The following is a 17,037-nucleotide window of genomic DNA, read 5'->3' on the forward strand; positions in this document are numbered from 1 at the left end:
TCGTCGCCTGCTTGTGAAGAGAAATCAGCATCCTCGCCCCGCGTCCCGAACCTCACCCAGCAACGATCTTGCCATGAAGAGCGCAGAGCGGCGAGGGTCTATGTGATCGTCCGGGATGGGACACCTAACTCATCTAAATGGAGGTTTGAAAGTGATGTCGAAACTTCGAGTAACCTTCTTGCGCTCTCATATAGTTCTGCTTTGCTCTTATTATGTGGATCTTCGAATAGCGCATTGTAATACCAAATCAGAGTGAGCGTTCCACAGATGGACGCTGCATTTCCAATGTGTGAGATTGACCAATTATCTTGGCTTGCCGGATACAAGGTTTCTTCGATGAGCAACCCGGTGGCTCCGGCGTGCGAGATATCACTTGTATAGCTGTATAGAAGACGCAGAAGCGAGAAGTTGACTTCCATTGACTTGCTTTTCGCACGCTTCTCAACTTGCTCTATAAGGACCCCAAAAGAGAACGACTTGATTATTTCCGCAGATACTTTTCTTGATAAATTTTCGAGTCCAATAGAAGTGGGGTCTGAAATAAGTTTCTCGATATGTTTCTCTATGCCGCTTTTTTCGGCGCAGCCATCTATAACCTCTTTGTATTTTTGTCTTTTCCTTCTCGTTTCGGCTGCTAGGAGCGAGGCGTATTTCTGGCTTAGGCCTTTCTGATCATCAGTGTCTGCAAGCTGAATATCCCAGAGTTTGGCGGATGCTTCGACAACCGAGCGCATAAGAATAAGGCATTCGCTGACTGCAGTCCCTTCGTTAAGAAGCCGCAGTATTTGCTCTGTTCGATTGTGCGAAAACCTCAAGAAGAGGAACGATATTTCCTGTAACAGGCTTGGATCAGGGTGACGACTGAAGGGAATACAATGCAATTCGGCTTCGCGCGTGAATTCTATCGTCGAAGCGATTAGAAATTTGACCGTCGCAAGTGCGCTACTGGGTTTGGTCAAGTATCACCTCAAACATCCACCTCCTCCACGAACCTCGCATTCTCCTGGATATACTGGAACCGCATTTCCGGCTTCTTGCCCATCAGGCGTTCCACCAGGTCGGCGGTTTCGCCCGGTTCGTCCTCGTCGATCGACACGCGGATCAGCTTGCGGGATGCGGGGTCCATCGTGGTTTCCTTCAGGTCCTTGGCGTCCATCTCGCCCAGGCCCTTGAAGCGGGAAACGTCGATCCTGCCCTTGCCGCCGAGGCCCTTTTCCAGCCACATCTCCTTTTCCGCCTCGTCCAGCGCATAGATCCGTTTCGCGCCTTGGGTCAGGCGGAACAGCGGCGGGCAGGCCAGATACAGGTGCCCGTGGTCGATCAGCGGGCGCATCTGGGTGAAGAAGAAGGTCATCAGCAGGCTGGCGATATGCGCGCCGTCCACATCGGCGTCGGTCATGATGATGATCTTTTCATAGCGCAGATCGTCGATGTTGAATTTCGTGCCGATCCCGGTGCCCAGCGCCTGGGTCAGGTCGCTGATCTCGGCATTGCTGCCCAGTTTTGCAGAGGCCGCGCCCAGCACGTTCAGGATTTTCCCCCTGAGCGGCAACAGCGCCTGAATGCGCCGGTCGCGGGCCATTTTCGCCGATCCGCCCGCCGAGTCGCCCTCGACGATGAACAGTTCCGTCCCCTCGCGCGAGGTGGCCGAGCAATCGACCAGTTTCCCCGGCAGCCGCAGCCGTTTCGTCGCCGATTTGCGCGCGGTTTCCTTTTCGGCCCGGCGCCGCAGCCGTTCCTCGGCCCGCAGCACCAGGAAATCGAGGATCGCGCCCGCCGATTTCGTATCCGCCGCCAGCCAGTTGTCGAAATGATCGCGCACCGCGCCCTCGACCAGCCGGGCGGCCTCGGTCGTGGCCAGGCGATCCTTGGTCTGGCCGACGAATTCGGGCTCGCGGATGAAGGTCGAGACCATGGCGCAGCCGCCGGTCAGCAGATCCTCGCGGGTGATCTGGGCGGCCTTGCGGTTGTTGGCCAGCTCGCCATAGGCGCGGATGCCCTTGAGGATGGCGGCCCAGAATCCGGCCTCATGCGTGCCGCCCTCAGGCGTGGGGATCGTGTTGCAATAGGAATGGATGAAGCCGTCGCGCGAGGGCGTCCAGTTGATCGCCCATTCGACCGAGCCGGGCACGCCGAATTTCGACTGGAAATCGACCTTTCCGGCAAAGGGGCGGTCGGCATAGGTGGCGGCCTTGCCCAGCGTCTCGGTCAGGTAGTCGGCCAGCCCGCCGGGGAAATGGAAGACGGCCTCGAGGGGCGTCTCGCCATCCTCGATCGCGGATTTCCAGCGGATTTCCACGCCCGAGAACAGATAGGCCTTGGAGCGCGCCATCCGGAACATGCGCGCGGGCCTGAACCGGTGATGGCCGAAGATCTCCTCGTCGGCATGGAAGGTGACGGTTGTGCCGCGCCGGTTCGGCGCCGCGCCCAGCTTTTGCAGGCCGCCCTGCGGGATGCCGCGGGAAAATTCCTGCGCGAACAGTTCGCGGCCCCGCGCCACCTCGACCCGCAGCCGGTCGGACAGCGCGTTGACCACCGACACCCCCACGCCATGCAGACCGCCCGAGGTTTCATAGGCCTTGCCCGAGAACTTGCCGCCCGCATGCAGCGTGCACAGGATCACCTCGAGCGCGGATTTGTCGGGGAATTTCGGGTGCGGATCGACCGGGATGCCGCGGCCATTGTCGCGGATCGTGACCGAATGATCGGCATGCAGCTCGACCTCGATCCGCGTGGCATGGCCCGCCACCGCCTCGTCCATCGAATTGTCCAGCACCTCGGCCACCAGATGGTGCAGCGCCCGGTCGTCGGTGCCGCCGATATACATGCCGGGGCGCTTGCGGACGGGCTCCAGCCCCTCCAGCACCTCGATCGAGGAGGCGTCATAAGTATCCCGGCTGGCGCCGGAAAGCAGGTCGTCGGCGGACATGGGCTGCTCGTCCTCTGGTGGTTTGGAGGTGCATTAGAACAGCTTTGGCCCCGGATGGGCAATGGGCCTCGGGCGGGGTGGGGATTGTAACGATTTTGTAACGTGTTTTTGACATCGCTCAAGGCGGGGTCGGGAAAGCGGGTTAGAATCGTTCGAAAGCGCCGACCCGCTGTCGGCAGGAGGATGGAATGGACGCAACCCTGCCCCCCGCCGCCGGGACGCCCGCCCCCGCCGACCCGCCCGCCAGAGCCGTCCCCGAAACGCCCCTGCATGTCAGGCCCGGCCCCAAGGCGGTTCGCGGCGCCGCGCCCGAGACCATCGCGCAGGCCTTCGAGTCGGGCGAGTATCCCTATCGCCAGAAGATGCCGCGCCGGACCTACGAGGCGCAGAAGGCCAGGCTTCAGGCCGAATTGCTGAAGGTGCAGCTCTGGGCGCAGGAGACGGGGCAGAAATTCGTGATCCTGTTCGAGGGGCGCGACGCCGCCGGAAAGGGCGGCACGATCAAGCGCTTCATGGAACATCTGAACCCACGCTCGGCCCGGGTCGTCGCACTGAACAAGCCGACCTGGGAAGAGACCGGGCAATGGTTCTTTCAACGCTATATCAGCGAGTTGCCGACCGTGGGCGAGATGGTGTTCTATGACCGCTCCTGGTACAACCGCGCGGGCGTGGAACGGGTGATGGGGTTCTGCTCGCCCGTCGATTACCTGGAATTCATGCGCCAGACCCCGGAACTGGAACGGATGCTCGTGCGCTCGGGCATCCGGCTTTACAAATACTGGTTCTCGGTCAGCCGCGAGGAACAGCGCCGCCGCTTCAAGGCGCGCGAGACCGATCCGCTGAAACGCTGGAAGCTGTCGCCGATCGACAAGGCGAGCCTGGACAAGTGGGACGACTATACCGAGGCCAAGGAGGCGATGTTCTTCTATACCGACACCGCCGACGCGCCCTGGACCATCGTCAAGTCCAACGACAAGAAGCGGGCGCGGCTGAACTGCATGCGCCATTTCCTGAGCTCGCTGGACTATCCGGGCAAGGATACGCGGGTCGTGCGCGCGCCCGATCCGCTGATCGTCGGACGGGCCGAACATGTCGTGCACAAGGCCGATCACATCCTCGGCCCCTCGCTTCATCCCGACCTGCGCAAGCCGAACGTGGATTGAGCCTCCTGCCGTGCGGCTTGCCGGCCTCCTGCGCCCGGCCTAGGTCGGGGGCAGGAGGATCAGCCATGTGGAACCGGCGCTTTGCGGGCGAGGACTACCTTTACGGCACCGAACCGGCCGCCTTCCTGCGGCGCGAGGCCGGGCGGATCGCGCCGGGCGGGCGGGTTCTGTCGGTGGCCGAGGGCGAGGGGCGCAACGCGGTCTGGCTGGCGGCGCAGGGGTTCGAGGTGACGGCGATGGACGGCGCGCCCAATGCGCTGGCCAAGGCCCGGCGGCTGGCGGCGGCGCGCGGCGTCACGGTCGATTTCCACCTGGCCGATATCGCCCTCTGGGACTGGGAGGCCGCGCCCTTCGACGCGGTGATCGGCATCTTCATCCAGTTCGCGCCCCGCGCCGTGCAGGATCGGATCATGGCCGGCATGAAACGCGCGCTGCGCCCCGGCGGGCTGCTGCTGCTGCATGGATTCGCGCCGCGCCAGGTGGGCTATGGCACCGGCGGGCCGCCCGATCCCGACCAGATGTATACCGAGGCGCTTCTGCGCGACCGCTTCGCCGATTTCGAGATCCTCGAACTTCGCGACTACGATGCCGAGATCGCCGAGGGGCCGGGCCATTCCGGCCGCGCCGCGCTGGTCGATCTGGTGGCGCGCAGGCCCGCCTGACGCCGCTCAGCGCGCGCGGGGCAGGCGCGTCGCGGCCGCCCCGGCGGCGCGATGCGCGGTCGCGGGGGGCGCCAGCACCCGCAGGTAGCGGCGCAGCGGACGCCAGCCCCCCGCGCCGAACCGCGCGTCCGCCTCCTCGTCGCTGAATGCCGAGGGCACCAGCAGCAGGTCGCCGGGCTGCCAGTCGGCCGGGGTCGCCACGTCCAGCCTGTCACCCTCCTGCAGCGCGTCCAGGACGCGCAGGATCTCTTCGGTGCCGCGCCCGATCCGCAGCGGGTATTCGAAGATCATCCGCACATGCAGCGCCGGGTCCAGGATCAGCGTCATGCGGATCGGCACGTCGGGGCTTTCCTTGAGATGGGTCATGCCGCAGGCCCCGGCAATCGCGCCGCCCGGATCCGAGATCATCGGAAAGCCGACCGCGCTGCCGAACAGCGCGGCAACATCCGCGCACCAGGCGGCGAGATCGGCCACCGGGTCGGGCGTCAGCCCGATCGCCTGCGCGCCGCGCCGGTCGAGTTCGGGGATGGCCTCGGCCAGACTGCCCAGTTCGGTGGTGCAGACCGGCGTGAACGCGCCGGGTTGGCTGAACAGCACGGTCCAGCGTCCCTCGGCCCAAGCGTGGAACCGGATCAGGCCCTGCGTGGTCTGGGCCTCGAAATCGGGAAAGATGTCGCCGATCCGCGGCATCCAGCCGGTGCCGCCGCGATAGCCGGGCGGCAGCCGGACGGGCCCGGCCGCCTGGGGATGCAGGGTATGCGACAGGAAGGGGAAGGGGTTCATGGCTGGACTTTCCGCTGGACATGGCTGGCGCCGGGTCCGGACCGGGCGCCCGGCCGGGACCAAGTCGCACTCTCCAAGGACAATCGGGCAGAACTGCGGCGTCTTTCCCTCGCAGCGCCGCCAATCCGGTCGTCCCGCCATGCGCCGCACGCATGGCTTGGCTCTTGCCGGGCGGGCGGGCCGGGTCTACCAGCGGGCGATGACCGCCCCTGCCACCCCCCTGGGCCATGCCGCCCATCTGCGCGCCGTTCTGACGCTGGGCCTGCCGCTGATCGGCAGCCATCTGGCACAATTCGCCATCGGGCTGACCGACGCGATCATGCTGGGGCGCTATTCCATCGACGCGCTGGCCGCCGAGGTGCTGGGCGGGGCGCTGTTCTTCGTGCTGTTCCTGCTGGGCTCGGGCTTTGCCTGGGCGGTGATGCCGCTGGTGGCGACCGCCGCGGCGGCGGGCGAGACAGCGCAGATCCGCCGGGTCACGCGGATGGGGCTGTGGATCTCGATCGGGTTCGGGGCGCTGACGCTGCCCCTGTTCCTGGCGTCGGGGCGGCTGTTCCTGGCCGCCGGGCAGGCGCCGGGGATCGCGGCGCTGGCGCAGGACTACCTGCTGCCGCACGGGCTGGGCATGGTGCCGGCGCTGGTGGTGATGGTGCTCAAGAGCTACCTCGCCGCGCTGGAGCGTGCGCGGGTGGTGCTGTGGGTCACGCTGGCGGCGGTGGGGCTGAACGCGCTGGCCAATTACCTGCTGATCTTCGGCAATTGGGGCTTTCCCGAGTTGGGCATCCGCGGCGCGGGGCTGGCCTCGCTGATCGTGCAAACGGCCGCGATGGCGGTGATGGTGCTTTACGTCATCCGCGCCACGCCCGAGCACACGCTGTTCCGCCGCTTCTGGCGGCCCGATGCCGAGGCGCTGGCGCGCGTCTTCCGGCTGGGCTGGCCGATCGGGCTGACCAACCTGGCCGAGGTCGGGCTGTTCGCGGCGTCATCCGTGATGATGGGCTGGCTGGGCGCGGTGCCGCTGGCGGCGCACGGGATCGCGCTGCAGATCACCTCGGCGGTGTTCATGGTGCATCTGGGGCTGTCGAATGCGGCGACGATCCGGGCGGGGCGCGCGATGGGGCAGGGCGACGCGCTGGCGCTGCGCCGCGGCGCGCTGGCGGCGCTGGGGCTGGCGGGCGCGGTGGCGGCGGCCTCGATGGGGCTGTTCCTGGCGCTGCCGGGGCCGCTGATCGGGCTGTTCCTCGACCCCGCCGATCCGGGGCGCGCGGCGGTGATCGCGCTGGGCACCGGGCTGCTGGCGGCGGCGGCGCTGTTCCAGCTGGTCGATGCGGCGCAGGTGATGGCGCTGGGGCTGTTGCGCGGGGTGCAGGACACCCGGGTGCCGATGGTCATTGCCGCGGTGGGCTACTGGCTGGTGGGCATGCCCGTGGCCTGGGGGCTGGGATTCGGGCTGGGCTGGGGCGGCGTCGGGGTGTGGCTGGGGCTGGCCGCGGGGCTGGCGGTGGCGGGCGTGGCGATGATGGCGCGGTTCTGGCTGCGCGCCCCGCGCCCGGCGGGATGAGCGGGTTTCGCCTTGCTGCGCAAGGCGACCCGCGGGGGGCGCTGCCCCCCGTCCTTCGGACTCCCCCCGGGATATTTGTGGCCAGAAGAAGGACAGGGGCGGGGAGGCCCTAGGGGGCGGGGAAGCGGGTGCGGCAATCCTCGAGCGCGCGGGCGGCGCTGCGGGCGGTGTCGGTCCGTTTCGCGCGCAGCTCGGCCAGTTTCGCGCGTTCGGCGCGCAGGTCGACCGCGACGGGGCGGTCGCGGAAGGCGATCTCGGGGCGGCTGCACCAGGCCATGCCGATCCGGTCGCGATCGCCGAAGCGGCTGCCATAGCAGAGCTGGAGGCTGGAGCTGCGATAGGGTTCGCGTTCCAGCGCATAGCCGCGTGCGATGGTCTGTTCGGTCTCGCGGATCAGCAGGTCGAGCATCCCGAGATCGTAGAGCGCGTTGCGCTCGCAGGCCTGGCGCGGGCTGGTGCAGGCGGTCAGTGTCACGAGGCAGATCAGGGCGAGCGCGCGCATCGGGCGATTCCTTTCGGCTGCGGCCATGATACGCCGCCCCCGGCGCGGCCCCAAGTCCGCCCGTCCGGCGCCGTGGCATGGTGGCGCGGGGGGTGCAAAACTGCTAGGCAGGGCCGAACAGGGAGACGGGACGATGAGCGAACAATTCGACGAGCACAAGATGCGGGCCGCGGCCTGGTTCCGGGCGGTGCGCGACGAGATCGTGGCCGCGTTCGAGGCGCTGGAAGACGCCCAGGCGACGGGGCCGTTGCGCGATGCGCCCCCGGGACGGTTCGAGGTGAGCGAGACCCGGCGCCAGTCCGAGGACGGGTCGGATGCGGGCGGCGGGCTGATGAGCGTCATGCGCGGCGGGCGGGTGTTCGAGAAGGTGGGCGTTGCCGTCTCGACCGTGCATGGCCGGCTGAACAGGCGGGCGCAGGCGGCGATGATGGCGCGCAAGGACCTGCCGGGGATGGCGGACGATCCGCGCTTCTGGGCCAGCGGCATCAGCCTCGTGGCGCATATGCAGAACCCGCACACGCCCGCGGTGCATCTGAACACCCGGATGTTCTGGACCCCGCATGGCTGGTGGTTCGGCGGCGGCACGGACCTGAACCCCTGCCTGCCGCATGACGAGGACACGGCCGATTTCCATGCCGTGCTGCGGGCGGCCTGCGGGCGCCACGATCCGGCCTATTACCCGCGCTTCAAAGCCTGGGCGGACGAGTATTTCTTCGTCCCGCATCGGGGCCGGGCGCGCGGGGTGGGCGGTATCTTCTACGACGACCTGAACTCGGGCGACTGGGAGGCGGATTTCGCCTTTACCCGGGAGGTGGGCCGCGCCTTCCTGCCGGCCTTCCTGCCGCTGGTGGAACGGCGCCGCGACATGCCGTGGTCAGAGGCCGACCGGGCGGCGCAACTGGCCCATCGCGGGCTTTATGCCGAATACAACCTGCTTTACGACCGCGGCACGAAATTCGGGCTGGAGACCGGGCACGATCCCGAGGCCGTTCTGATGACCATGCCGCCGCTGGCGACCTGGCCCTGAGCTACGGGGCCCTGAGCTACGGGGCCCTGAGCGGCGGGGGCGCGGGCGCGATCAGCCGCGGAAGAGCCCCCCCGCGAACACGGCCTTCCAGCGATGGGGGGCGCTGGAATCCTGCATCCTGAGAAAGGTGTAGGGGGTCTGCGACCAGGGCAGCATCCGGTTGGTCAGGTTGTCGAGCACATAATCGCCGTCATCCTTGCGCAGGATCAGGACGGCGTGGTTGTTGCGCTGGCGGTCCAGCACCTCGGCCAGCAGGAGCCGGTCGGGGGCGATGCCCATGCGGATCAGCTCGGCCTTTTTCAGCAGCGCGATATCCTCGCAATCGCCGCCGCGCGCGGTGGGCAGGGCCCAGTGTTCCTCGCGCCCGTATTGCGCCAGGTCCGTGACGGGCCGGACGGAGGCGTTGATCCTGCGGTTGAGCTTGTCCGCCATCCGGATCTGCTCGGCCGTGAGGCGGGCCGAACTGCCCCGGGCGCAGGCCCAGTCATAGCGTCGGCACAGCCCCTCGGCCCCCTTGGGCGGGTCGGCCTGGGCCTTGCTGCTGAGATGGGCGACCAGCCGCCCCTCTGCGGCGGCGGCGCCGGGCATCAGCAGCGCCATTGCAACCGCCATCGCCGCGCCGAGCGCCGCGAGCCATGCGGCCGGTCCGGCCGCCGAATGGTCCTGCTGCCCCACGGAAATCCCCTGGATCATGCGCCTGTCCCTTTTCCCTTTCGTCACGGCGCGGGGCCGCGGATCCTGTCCGAAGATCGGCCGACCGCATCGGGCGGACGGAGGGCAGCGCGGGGCGTCTGCGGCACAGACCTGCCCCGCATCCGCATCATCGGGGCGGATGCCTGTTCACGGCGCTGACTGGGACGCCCACGGGTTGACCGGCGACCGATCCTTTCAGAACCACCTACCGTTCAACCGTAAAACCAAGGTTTCTTTCGGGAGGAATCGTGACGAAATCCAGTCCGGATCGCGCGGGACGATCGGACGGGCAGGTTCCCGCCGATCCCGCGGGGGCGGTCGGCGGGAAAGGGAAAGGGCCGCCGAAGCGGCCCTTTCGGGGTCTTTCCGTCCTGGGACCGGGTTTGCGCCGGTGTCCCGGGATGCGTTGCGCGCTAGTTCGGGATGGGCCCGCCATAGCCCGGCCCGCCATAGCCCGGCCCGCCGCCACCCGGCCGACCGTCGCCGCGGCCCGGCCTGCCATAACCGCCCGGCTTGCCGTAATCGCCGCCCGGCTTGCCGTAACCACCCGGCTTGCCGTAACCGCCGCCCGGCTTGCCCTTGCCCTTCTTGCCGCCGGGCCTGCCGTTGCAGCACCCGTTCTCGCCCTCGTCATCGTCGCCATTGTCGACTTCCTGCCGGGCGGGTCTGGGCCGGTCGCCGTCGCTGCCCATCCGCTGGGGCTCGACCGGCGCTGCGATGGTCGCCGTGGCGCCTTCGGTCAGCACCAGGGCGACCTGCGGGCAGGCCGCGCTGAGCGTGACCAGCATCTGGTCGAAATAGGTCGCGCCGCCCATCCGCTGAATCGCCGCCTGCGCGCCCGGACCGGACCAGTCGCTGCTGCACAGAACTTCGGGGCATTGGGCGGTTACATGGCGCATGTTGCGATTGAAATCGTTGCGCGCCGCCAGCGTGCCCAGCAACCCGTCCGTCGCCGGGCCTGCCCAGTTCCAGCCGCACAACCCCGACGGCACCGTGACGCCCTGCTGCGCCCTGGCCGGAGCCGACGCCGCAATTGCGCCTGCCACAAGAACGACGGCCGCCGATGCCGTCACCGTGGTCGCCCGAAGAATCGCCTTGAGTTTCATGACCTTCCCTCCACCGTTCTCGAAATCGAAAACAGGCAGGATCATGGCAAAAATCGGGCAGGACGCATTGACCGGCGTCATAACTTTATTTCAACAATGCGGCTTTTTCCGGAAACAATTGTGTCGAAAGCTTGAAAGCAATGAAAGATCATTCCCCGGGTTGTGGAATGGGGGCCGAAAACACCGCAGATTGCGCCGCATGGCGGACATGAAAACGCCCCGGGCCGGAACCCGGGGCGCCTGGCTTCGCGGGGGGCGTGGCCTAGCCCCGCAGCGCCTCCAGCATGACATGCACGTTTTCGGGATCGGCCTCGGGCGTGATGCCATGGCCGAGGTTGAAGATATGCGGCCCCTTCGCGAAGGCGGCCTTGATCCGCTTGGTCTCGTCGATCAGGGCCTGGCCGCCGGTCACCATCAGGTTGGGGGCCATGTTGCCCTGCACGCAGCCATCGACCTGCACATGCGCCGCGGCCCAGTCGGCATCCACCGAATTGTCCAGCGCCACGCAATCCGCGCCGGTCGCCTTGGCGAAGCCGATATAAGCCTCGCCCGCCTCGCGCGGGAAGGCGATGCAGGGCAGGCCGGGATGGCGCGATTTCAACTCGGCGATGATCCGCTTGGCGGGCTCCAGCGCGTAGCGGGTGAAATCCTCGCCCTTCAGCGAACCGGCCCAGCTGTCGAAGATCTTGACCACTTCGGCACCGGCCTCGACCTGCTGCGACAGGTATTCGATGGTCGACTCGGTCAGCAGGTCGATCAGCGCCTCGAAGGTGGCGCGGTCCTCGGCCTTCAGCGCATGGGCCGGGGCCTGGTCGGGCGTGCCGCGGCCCGCGATCATGTAGGTCGCCACGGTCCAGGGCGCGCCCGCGAATCCGATCAGCGTGGTTTCCCGGGGCAGCTCGCGCGCGAGGATCCGCACGGTTTCATAGACCGGGGCCATGTGGTCGTGGATGTCGTCCTTGCCCTTGAGCGCGTTCAGCCCCTCGGCACCGGTGATGGTCGACAGCCGCGGGCCTTCGCCGGTTTCGAACCACAGATCCGCCCCCAGCGCCTGGGGCAGCAGCAGGATGTCGGCGAACAGGATCGCGGCATCGAAACCATAGCGGCGGATCGGTTGCAGCGTCACCTCGGCGGCGAGGTCGGAATTGTAGCACAGCGACAGGAAGTCGCCCGCCTCGGCCCGGGTGGCCCGGTATTCGGGCAGGTAGCGGCCCGCCTGGCGCATCAGCCAGACCGGCGGCACGTCCTGCGTTTCACCCGCAAGCGACCGAAGTAGTTTTTTGGTTTCCGCCATCGTCTTCCCCGTTTATTGGTGCGGCCTGTCGTCCCCTGCTTGCGTCAGCATGTCAAGTCGGGCCGAGTTGTCAGGACGACGTGACGCGAATAGAGGTTTGGCGCATGGCTATCACACTTCCCTCCCCCGCTTCACCCCTCAAGATCGGCACCCGCGGCTCTCCGCTGGCGCTGGCTCAGGCCCATGAAACCCGCGCCCTGCTGATGGCCGCCTTCGATCTGCCCGAGGAGGCGTTCGAGATCGTGGTGATCCAGACCATCGCCGACCGGGTGCTGGACCGCGCCCTCAAGGAGATCGGGGGCAAGGGGCTCTTCACCAAGGAGATCGAGGAGGCCATGATCGAGGGCCGCATCGACATCGCGGTGCATTCGACCAAGGACATGGCCGTGGAACAGCCCGAGGGGCTGGTGCTGGACTGCTTCCTGCCGCGCGAGGATTTCCGCGACGCCTTCATCTCGCATGCGGTCAAGGGGATCGCCGATCTGGACCAGGGCGCGGTGGTCGGCACCTCGTCGCTGAGGCGCAAGGCCCAGCTTCTGAACCGGCGGCCCGATCTTCAGGTGGTCGAGTTCCGCGGCAACGTCCAGACGCGGCTGAAAAAGCTCGAGGATGGCGTGGCGGTGGCGAGCTTCCTGGCCATGGCCGGCCTGAACCGGCTGGGCATGAGCCATGTGGCGCAATCGGCCATCGCGCCCGAGGACATGCTGCCCGCCGTCGCCCAGGGCGCCATCGGGATCGAGCGGCGCAAGGACGACGCGCTCGCCGCCCACATGCTGGAAGCGCTGCATCACGGGCCGACGGGCGAGCAGATGGCGGCCGAACGCTTCTTCCTGGCTGCGCTGGACGGCTCCTGCGAGACGCCGATTGCCGGGCTGGCCCAGCATGAGGGCGGCACGATCTGGCTGCGCGGCGAGATCCTGCGCCCCGATGGCAGCGAAAGCATCAAGGGCGAGGCCCGCGCGCCGATCGAGGACGCGTCCGAAATGGGCTGGAAACTGGGCAAGGACCTGCTGGCCCAGGCGGGCGAGGGCTTCTTCGACTGGAAGTGACCCGGCCCGCCCGGCCCGAAGCGTCGGCGTGATCCGGTTGCGCGCCTTCGGCGCAAGCCTTTCATCTCGGCACCGGCCTTGCGGCCGGTCCCTCGGGCTGTCCCCCGTCTTCTTCTGGCCCGAAATATCCCGGGGGGGCCGCCCGGAACGGGCGGCGGGGGCAGCGCCCCCTTACTCGCCCTGCGCCTGCGCCCGCGCGACCAGCTCCAGCACGGCGGGTCCCATCGCCTCGACGATCCGCGCCACGCCTGCGGCGGAGGGGTGGATGCCGTCGGGCTGCATGTAGTCGCGCATCGCGCCTTCGCGGTCGGGCAGGTCGGTCAGGCCCTTGAGGAAGCTTTCGACATGCAGCGCGCCGAATTCGGCGGCCAGTTCGGGATACATCGCGTCGAACGCCGCCTTGTAATCGGGGCCGTAATTGCCCGGCGCATTCAGGCCGACCAGCAGCACCGCGACGCCCGCGTCCCGCGCGGCCTCGAGGATCGCGCGCAGGTTCGCGCGGGACGCAGCCGGGTCGATGCCGCGCAACAGGTCGTTGCCGCCCAGCGCCACGATCATCGCGTCGACCTCGGGTGTCAGCGTCCAGCCCACCCGCGACAGCCCGCCCGCCGTGGTATCGCCCGACACGCCCGCGTTCAGCACCCGCACCTCGGCGCCCTGCGCGCGCAGCCAGCCCTCCAGTTGCGGCACGAAGCCCTCGCCCTGCGCCAGCCCGTAGCCCTGCGTCAGGCTGTCGCCCAGCGCGGCGATGGTCACCTCGGCCGCGGCCGCCGTTCCCAGGCCCAGCGCCAGCACCGCCGCCAGCGCCTGCTTGAGCGCGCGCGCCCGCGCCCCATATCCAAGCTCAACCAGACCCATTCGAAGGCGCCCCATGACCGATCCGATCCTTTCGCTTGCCGATGTCACGCTGACCCTTGCCGGAAATGCCGGGCCGGTCGAGATCCTGCATGGCATCTCGCTCGATGTCGCGCGGGGCGAGACGCTGGGGCTGGTGGGGCCGTCGGGGTCGGGCAAGTCGTCGCTCCTCATGCTGATGGGCGGGCTCGAACGCGCCAGTTCGGGCCGGGTGATGGCGCTGGGCCATGACCTGACCGCGATGAACGAGGACGCGCTTGCCCGGTTCCGCCGTGAGCATATGGGCGTCGTGTTCCAGTCTTTCCACCTGATCCCGACCATGACGGCGCTTGAAAATGTCGCGACCCCGCTGGAACTTGCCGGGCATCGCGACGCCTTTGACCGGGCTGCCGAGGAATTGCGCACGGTCGGGCTCGGCGCGCGGATCGACCATTATCCCAGCCAGATGTCGGGCGGCGAACAGCAGCGCGTGGCGCTGGCCCGCGCCGCCGCGCCGCGCCCGCATGTGCTGTTGGCCGACGAGCCCACGGGCAATCTGGACGGGGCGAATGGCGAGGCGATCATGGAGCTTCTGTTCGGCCTGCGCGACCGGCATGGCGCGACGCTGGTGCTGGTGACGCATGCGCCCGACCTGGCCGCGCGCTGCGACCGGGTGGTGCGGCTGGCCGATGGCCGGATCGCCGGGCAGGATGTGCGGAGGGCGGCGGAATGAGCCTTGCGGTCGCGGCCCGCATCGCCCGGCGAGAATTGCGCGGCGGGCTGAGGGGATTCTATGTCCTGATCGCCTGTCTGGCGCTGGGGGTGGCGGCCATCGCCACGGTCGGCTCGATCCGCGAAAGCATCACCGCCGGGCTGAAGCGCGAGGGCGCGCTGCTGCTGGGCGGCGATGCCGAGATGTCGCTGACCTATCGCCATGCCGAACCGGCCGAACGCGCCTGGATGGAACTGATCGCTGCGCAGGTTTCCGTTGTGGTCGATTTCCGCTCGATGGTGGTGGTCGAGCGGAACGGCGAGACCGAGCGCGGCCTGACCCAGGTCAAGGGCGTCGATGCCGCCTATCCGCTTTACGGAGAGGTCGAGCTTGACCCGCCGATGCCGCTGGATCAGGCGCTTGCGGGCGATGGCGCGGTGATGGAACGCGTGCTGGCCGACCGGATGGGGCTTGTCCCCGGCGACCGGTTCCGGCTGGGCAGCGCCGACTACACCCTGCGTGCGATCCTGCTGCGCGAACCCGACGGGGCGGGGGACGGCTTCGGCCTTGGCCCGCGGCTCATCCTGCGCGAAGCGGCGCTGGAGGGTTCGGGCCTGCTCGCGCCCGGCACGCTTTACGAGACGAAATACCGCCTCGCCCTGCCGCCCGGGGCCGACATGGCCGCGCTGGAGGCGCGCGCGGTCGAACGCTTCGCGGGCAAGGGGATGCGCTGGCGCGACGCGCGCAACGGCGCGCCGGGGATGACCCGCTTCGTCGACCGGATGGCGTCCTTCCTGGTGCTGGTGGGGCTGGCGGGGCTGGCGGTGGGCGGGGTCGGCGTCTCGGCGGCGGTGCGCGCCTATCTCGACGGCAAGACCGAGGTGATCGCGACGCTCAAGACGCTGGGGGCCGAGGGGCGGACGATCCTGCTGGCCTATCTGATCCAGATCGGCGCGCTGGCGGGCCTGGGCATCGCCATCGGGCTGGCGCTGGGCGCCTTGCTGCCGCTGGCCGCGGCGCCGCTGATGCAGGCGCAACTGCCGGTGCCGGTGGCGGTCAATGTCCATCCCGCGCCGCTGGCCGAGGCCGCGCTTTACGGCGTGCTGACCGCGCTCCTGTTCACGCTCTGGCCGCTGGCCCGCACCGAGGAGGTGCGCGCAGCGGCGCTGTTCCGCGATGCCTCGGGCCGGGTCCGGGCCTGGCCGCGGCCGGTCTATATTGCCGCGACCGTCGCGCTGGCCGCCGCGCTGATCGGGGCGGCGGCGGCGTTCTCGGGCGTGCCGAAACTGGCGCTCTGGGCGGCCTTCGGCATCGTCGCGGCGCTGGGCCTGCTGGTGCTGGCGGCCTGGGGGCTGAGGCGACTGGCGCGCAGGCTGGCGCGGGCGCGCCTCGTGCGCGGGCGCACCGCGCTGCGGCTGGCGCTGGGCGCGGTGGGCGGTCCGGGCAGCGAGACCGTGTCGGTCGTGCTGTCGCTGGGGCTGGGGCTGTCGATCCTGGCCGCCATCGGGCAGATCGACGCCAATCTGCGCGGCGCGATCCAGCAGGAACTGCCCGAACGCGCACCGGCCTATTTCGTGGTCGACATCCAGCCCGATCAGTTGTCGGGCTTTCTCGACCGGCTGAACCGCGATCCGGGCGTCAGCAAGGTGGAAACCGCGCCGATGCTGCGCGGGGTCATCACCGGGATCAATGGCCGCCCGGCGACAGAGGTGGCGGGCGATCACTGGGTGATCCGGGGCGATCGCGGCGTGACCTATGCCGACCGCCCGCCCGAGGGCACCGTGGTCACCGCCGGCGAGTGGTGGCCCGAAGCCTATGACGGCCCCCCGGTGATGAGCTTCGCCCAGGAGGAGGCGGCCGAGATCGGCCTGAAACTCGGCGACTCGGTGACGGTGAACATCCTCGGCCGCGACATCACGGCGACGATCACCAGCTTTCGCGATGTCGATTTCTCGACCGCCGGGATCGGCTTCGTGGTCACGCTGAACGATGCCGCGCTCAGCGGCGCGCCGCATACCCATATCGCCACGATCCATGCCGAGCCCGAGGCCGAGGCCGCGATCCTGCGCGACCTGGCCTCGGCCTATCCCAACATCACCGCGATCCGGGTGCGCGACGCGCTGGACCGGGTGGCCGAGGTGCTGTCCGCACTGGCCGCCGCTGTCGCCTACGGGGCGTCGGCAACGCTGGTGACGGGCGTGATCGTGCTGATCGGCGCGGCGGCGGCGGGCGAACGGGCGCGGATCTTCGAATCGGCCGTGCTCAAGACCGTGGGCGCGGTGCGCGGCCAGGTGCTGGCCTATTTCGCGCTGCGCTCGGCCATGCTGGGGGCCGCGGCGGGGGCGGTGGCGATCCTGGCCGGCGGGCTGGCGGGCTGGGCGGTGATGCGGTTCGTGATGGAGGGCAGCTATGCGTTCGAGCCGGTCTCGGCGCTGGCCATTGTCATCGGCGGGGCCATGGCGACGCTTCTGGCCGGGCTTGCCTTCGCCTGGCGCCCGCTGGCCGCCCGCCCCGCGCGCGTGCTGCGCGGCCGCGAATAGCCGCGGCAGGGGGCGCTCCCGCCCCCGGCCCGCGCAGGGCGCGCATGCGCCCTGCTTGTCCGGCGTTGGGCGTGGCCCGCGCCCGTTCCGGGCGCGGGCAGCACCGTATCCGCGGGGCGCCGACCGCCCGCCCCACCGGGGGCGGGCTCAGGAGGGGTGCGCCGCAAGGCGCTCCTCCGGAT

General features: G+C 68.7%; 15 protein-coding genes. 7 read left to right on the forward strand and 8 right to left on the reverse strand.

Annotation, left to right across the window (positions count from 1 at the left end; translation table 11 throughout):
• Window positions 1–98: 98 nt before the first annotated feature.
• The gene (locus tag NHN26_RS12965; RefSeq protein WP_253089829.1) at window positions 99–959 is read right to left on the reverse strand and encodes a DUF5677 domain-containing protein; all 861 of its coding nucleotides are present in this window, start codon (window positions 957–959) and stop codon (window positions 99–101) included.
• Window positions 960–967: 8 nt separating this feature from the next.
• Complete coding sequence (gene parE / locus NHN26_RS12970; RefSeq protein ID WP_253089830.1) at window positions 968–2,929, reverse strand: DNA topoisomerase IV subunit B; 1,962 nt, start codon at window positions 2,927–2,929, stop codon at window positions 968–970.
• Window positions 2,930–3,117: 188 nt separating this feature from the next.
• On the opposite strand from parE, the gene ppk2 reads away from it, so the two are divergent.
• Together ppk2 and NHN26_RS12980 are read left to right on the forward strand one after the other, a co-directional pair.
• Complete coding sequence (ppk2, locus tag NHN26_RS12975) at window positions 3,118–4,092, forward strand: polyphosphate kinase 2 (protein ID WP_253089831.1); 975 nt, start codon at window positions 3,118–3,120, stop codon at window positions 4,090–4,092.
• 65 nt (window positions 4,093–4,157) lie between these two features.
• A complete protein-coding gene (locus NHN26_RS12980) occupies window positions 4,158–4,754 on the forward strand; it encodes an SAM-dependent methyltransferase (protein ID WP_253089832.1) in 597 nt (198 codons plus the stop codon).
• Between the two features lie 6 nt (window positions 4,755–4,760).
• Here NHN26_RS12980 and NHN26_RS12985 read toward each other — a convergent pair whose 3' ends face one another.
• Entirely contained in the window at window positions 4,761–5,537 is a 777-nt protein-coding gene (locus NHN26_RS12985) for a redoxin domain-containing protein (protein WP_253089833.1), read from the reverse strand.
• A gap of 199 nt (window positions 5,538–5,736) precedes the next feature.
• On the opposite strand from NHN26_RS12985, the gene NHN26_RS12990 reads away from it, so the two are divergent.
• Window positions 5,737–7,098: an MATE family efflux transporter gene (locus tag NHN26_RS12990; protein ID WP_253089888.1), complete on the forward strand. Its 1,362-nt coding sequence runs from the start codon at window positions 5,737–5,739 to the stop codon at window positions 7,096–7,098.
• A gap of 109 nt (window positions 7,099–7,207) precedes the next feature.
• Here NHN26_RS12990 and NHN26_RS12995 read toward each other — a convergent pair whose 3' ends face one another.
• Window positions 7,208–7,600 (reverse strand): hypothetical protein, encoded by a 393-nt coding sequence (locus NHN26_RS12995; RefSeq protein ID WP_253089834.1) that lies wholly within the window; start codon window positions 7,598–7,600, stop codon window positions 7,208–7,210.
• Window positions 7,601–7,733: 133 nt separating this feature from the next.
• Between NHN26_RS12995 and hemF the strand changes: the two genes are divergently transcribed.
• Entirely contained in the window at window positions 7,734–8,627 is an 894-nt protein-coding gene (hemF, locus tag NHN26_RS13000) for an oxygen-dependent coproporphyrinogen oxidase (protein WP_253089835.1), read from the forward strand.
• Window positions 8,628–8,678: 51 nt separating this feature from the next.
• Here hemF and NHN26_RS13005 read toward each other — a convergent pair whose 3' ends face one another.
• From NHN26_RS13005 to hemE, 3 genes are all read right to left on the reverse strand, one after another.
• On the reverse strand, window positions 8,679–9,320 hold the full coding sequence (locus NHN26_RS13005; protein WP_253089836.1) for a transglutaminase-like cysteine peptidase: 642 nt from the start codon (window positions 9,318–9,320) through the stop codon (window positions 8,679–8,681).
• Between the two features lie 413 nt (window positions 9,321–9,733).
• A complete protein-coding gene (locus NHN26_RS13010) occupies window positions 9,734–10,471 on the reverse strand; it encodes a hypothetical protein (protein ID WP_253089837.1) in 738 nt (245 codons plus the stop codon).
• A 217-nt stretch (window positions 10,472–10,688) separates the two neighbouring features.
• Complete coding sequence (gene hemE, locus NHN26_RS13015; RefSeq protein ID WP_253089838.1) at window positions 10,689–11,720, reverse strand: uroporphyrinogen decarboxylase; 1,032 nt, start codon at window positions 11,718–11,720, stop codon at window positions 10,689–10,691.
• Window positions 11,721–11,824: 104 nt separating this feature from the next.
• Between hemE and hemC the strand changes: the two genes are divergently transcribed.
• A complete protein-coding gene (hemC, locus tag NHN26_RS13020) occupies window positions 11,825–12,769 on the forward strand; it encodes a hydroxymethylbilane synthase (RefSeq protein ID WP_253089839.1) in 945 nt (314 codons plus the stop codon).
• Between the two features lie 171 nt (window positions 12,770–12,940).
• Here hemC and NHN26_RS13025 read toward each other — a convergent pair whose 3' ends face one another.
• Entirely contained in the window at window positions 12,941–13,627 is a 687-nt protein-coding gene (locus NHN26_RS13025) for an arylesterase (protein ID WP_253089840.1), read from the reverse strand.
• 13 nt (window positions 13,628–13,640) lie between these two features.
• Here NHN26_RS13025 and NHN26_RS13030 point away from each other — a divergent pair, with 13 nt between their 5' ends.
• Window positions 13,641–14,336, forward strand: a complete 696-nt coding sequence (locus tag NHN26_RS13030; protein ID WP_253089841.1) for an ABC transporter ATP-binding protein — start codon at window positions 13,641–13,643, stop codon at window positions 14,334–14,336.
• Window positions 14,333–16,855, forward strand: coding sequence for an ABC transporter permease (locus tag NHN26_RS13035; RefSeq protein ID WP_253089842.1), 2,523 nt, complete (start codon window positions 14,333–14,335; stop codon window positions 16,853–16,855). Before NHN26_RS13030 ends, NHN26_RS13035 begins: the two co-directional genes overlap by 4 nt.
• The last annotated feature ends 182 nt before the right edge of the window (window positions 16,856–17,037 follow it).

It is taken from the genome of Rhodovulum tesquicola, assembly GCF_024128855.1.
Lineage (GTDB): Bacteria > Pseudomonadota > Alphaproteobacteria > Rhodobacterales > Rhodobacteraceae > Rhodovulum > Rhodovulum tesquicola.

Bases quoted from the DNA above. Each gene is read 5' to 3' on its own strand.
- NHN26_RS13025 (WP_253089840.1), bottom strand. From the start codon at position 13,627: ATGGGTCTGGTTGAGCTTGGATATGGGGCGCGGGCGCGCGCGCTCAAG.
- ppk2 (WP_253089831.1), top strand. From the start codon at position 3,118: ATGGACGCAACCCTGCCCCCCGCCGCCGGGACGCCCGCCCCCGCCGAC.
- hemF (WP_253089835.1), top strand. From the start codon at position 7,734: ATGAGCGAACAATTCGACGAGCACAAGATGCGGGCCGCGGCCTGGTTC.
- hemC (WP_253089839.1), top strand. From the start codon at position 11,825: ATGGCTATCACACTTCCCTCCCCCGCTTCACCCCTCAAGATCGGCACC.
- NHN26_RS12980 (WP_253089832.1), top strand. From the start codon at position 4,158: ATGTGGAACCGGCGCTTTGCGGGCGAGGACTACCTTTACGGCACCGAA.
- NHN26_RS13030 (WP_253089841.1), top strand. From the start codon at position 13,641: ATGACCGATCCGATCCTTTCGCTTGCCGATGTCACGCTGACCCTTGCC.
- NHN26_RS13035 (WP_253089842.1), top strand. From the start codon at position 14,333: ATGAGCCTTGCGGTCGCGGCCCGCATCGCCCGGCGAGAATTGCGCGGC.
- NHN26_RS12985 (WP_253089833.1), bottom strand. From the start codon at position 5,537: ATGAACCCCTTCCCCTTCCTGTCGCATACCCTGCATCCCCAGGCGGCC.
- hemE (WP_253089838.1), bottom strand. From the start codon at position 11,720: ATGGCGGAAACCAAAAAACTACTTCGGTCGCTTGCGGGTGAAACGCAG.
- parE (WP_253089830.1), bottom strand. From the start codon at position 2,929: ATGTCCGCCGACGACCTGCTTTCCGGCGCCAGCCGGGATACTTATGAC.
- NHN26_RS13010 (WP_253089837.1), bottom strand. From the start codon at position 10,471: ATGATCCTGCCTGTTTTCGATTTCGAGAACGGTGGAGGGAAGGTCATG.
- NHN26_RS13005 (WP_253089836.1), bottom strand. From the start codon at position 9,320: ATGATCCAGGGGATTTCCGTGGGGCAGCAGGACCATTCGGCGGCCGGA.
- NHN26_RS12990 (WP_253089888.1), top strand. From the start codon at position 5,737: ATGACCGCCCCTGCCACCCCCCTGGGCCATGCCGCCCATCTGCGCGCC.
- NHN26_RS12995 (WP_253089834.1), bottom strand. From the start codon at position 7,600: ATGCGCGCGCTCGCCCTGATCTGCCTCGTGACACTGACCGCCTGCACC.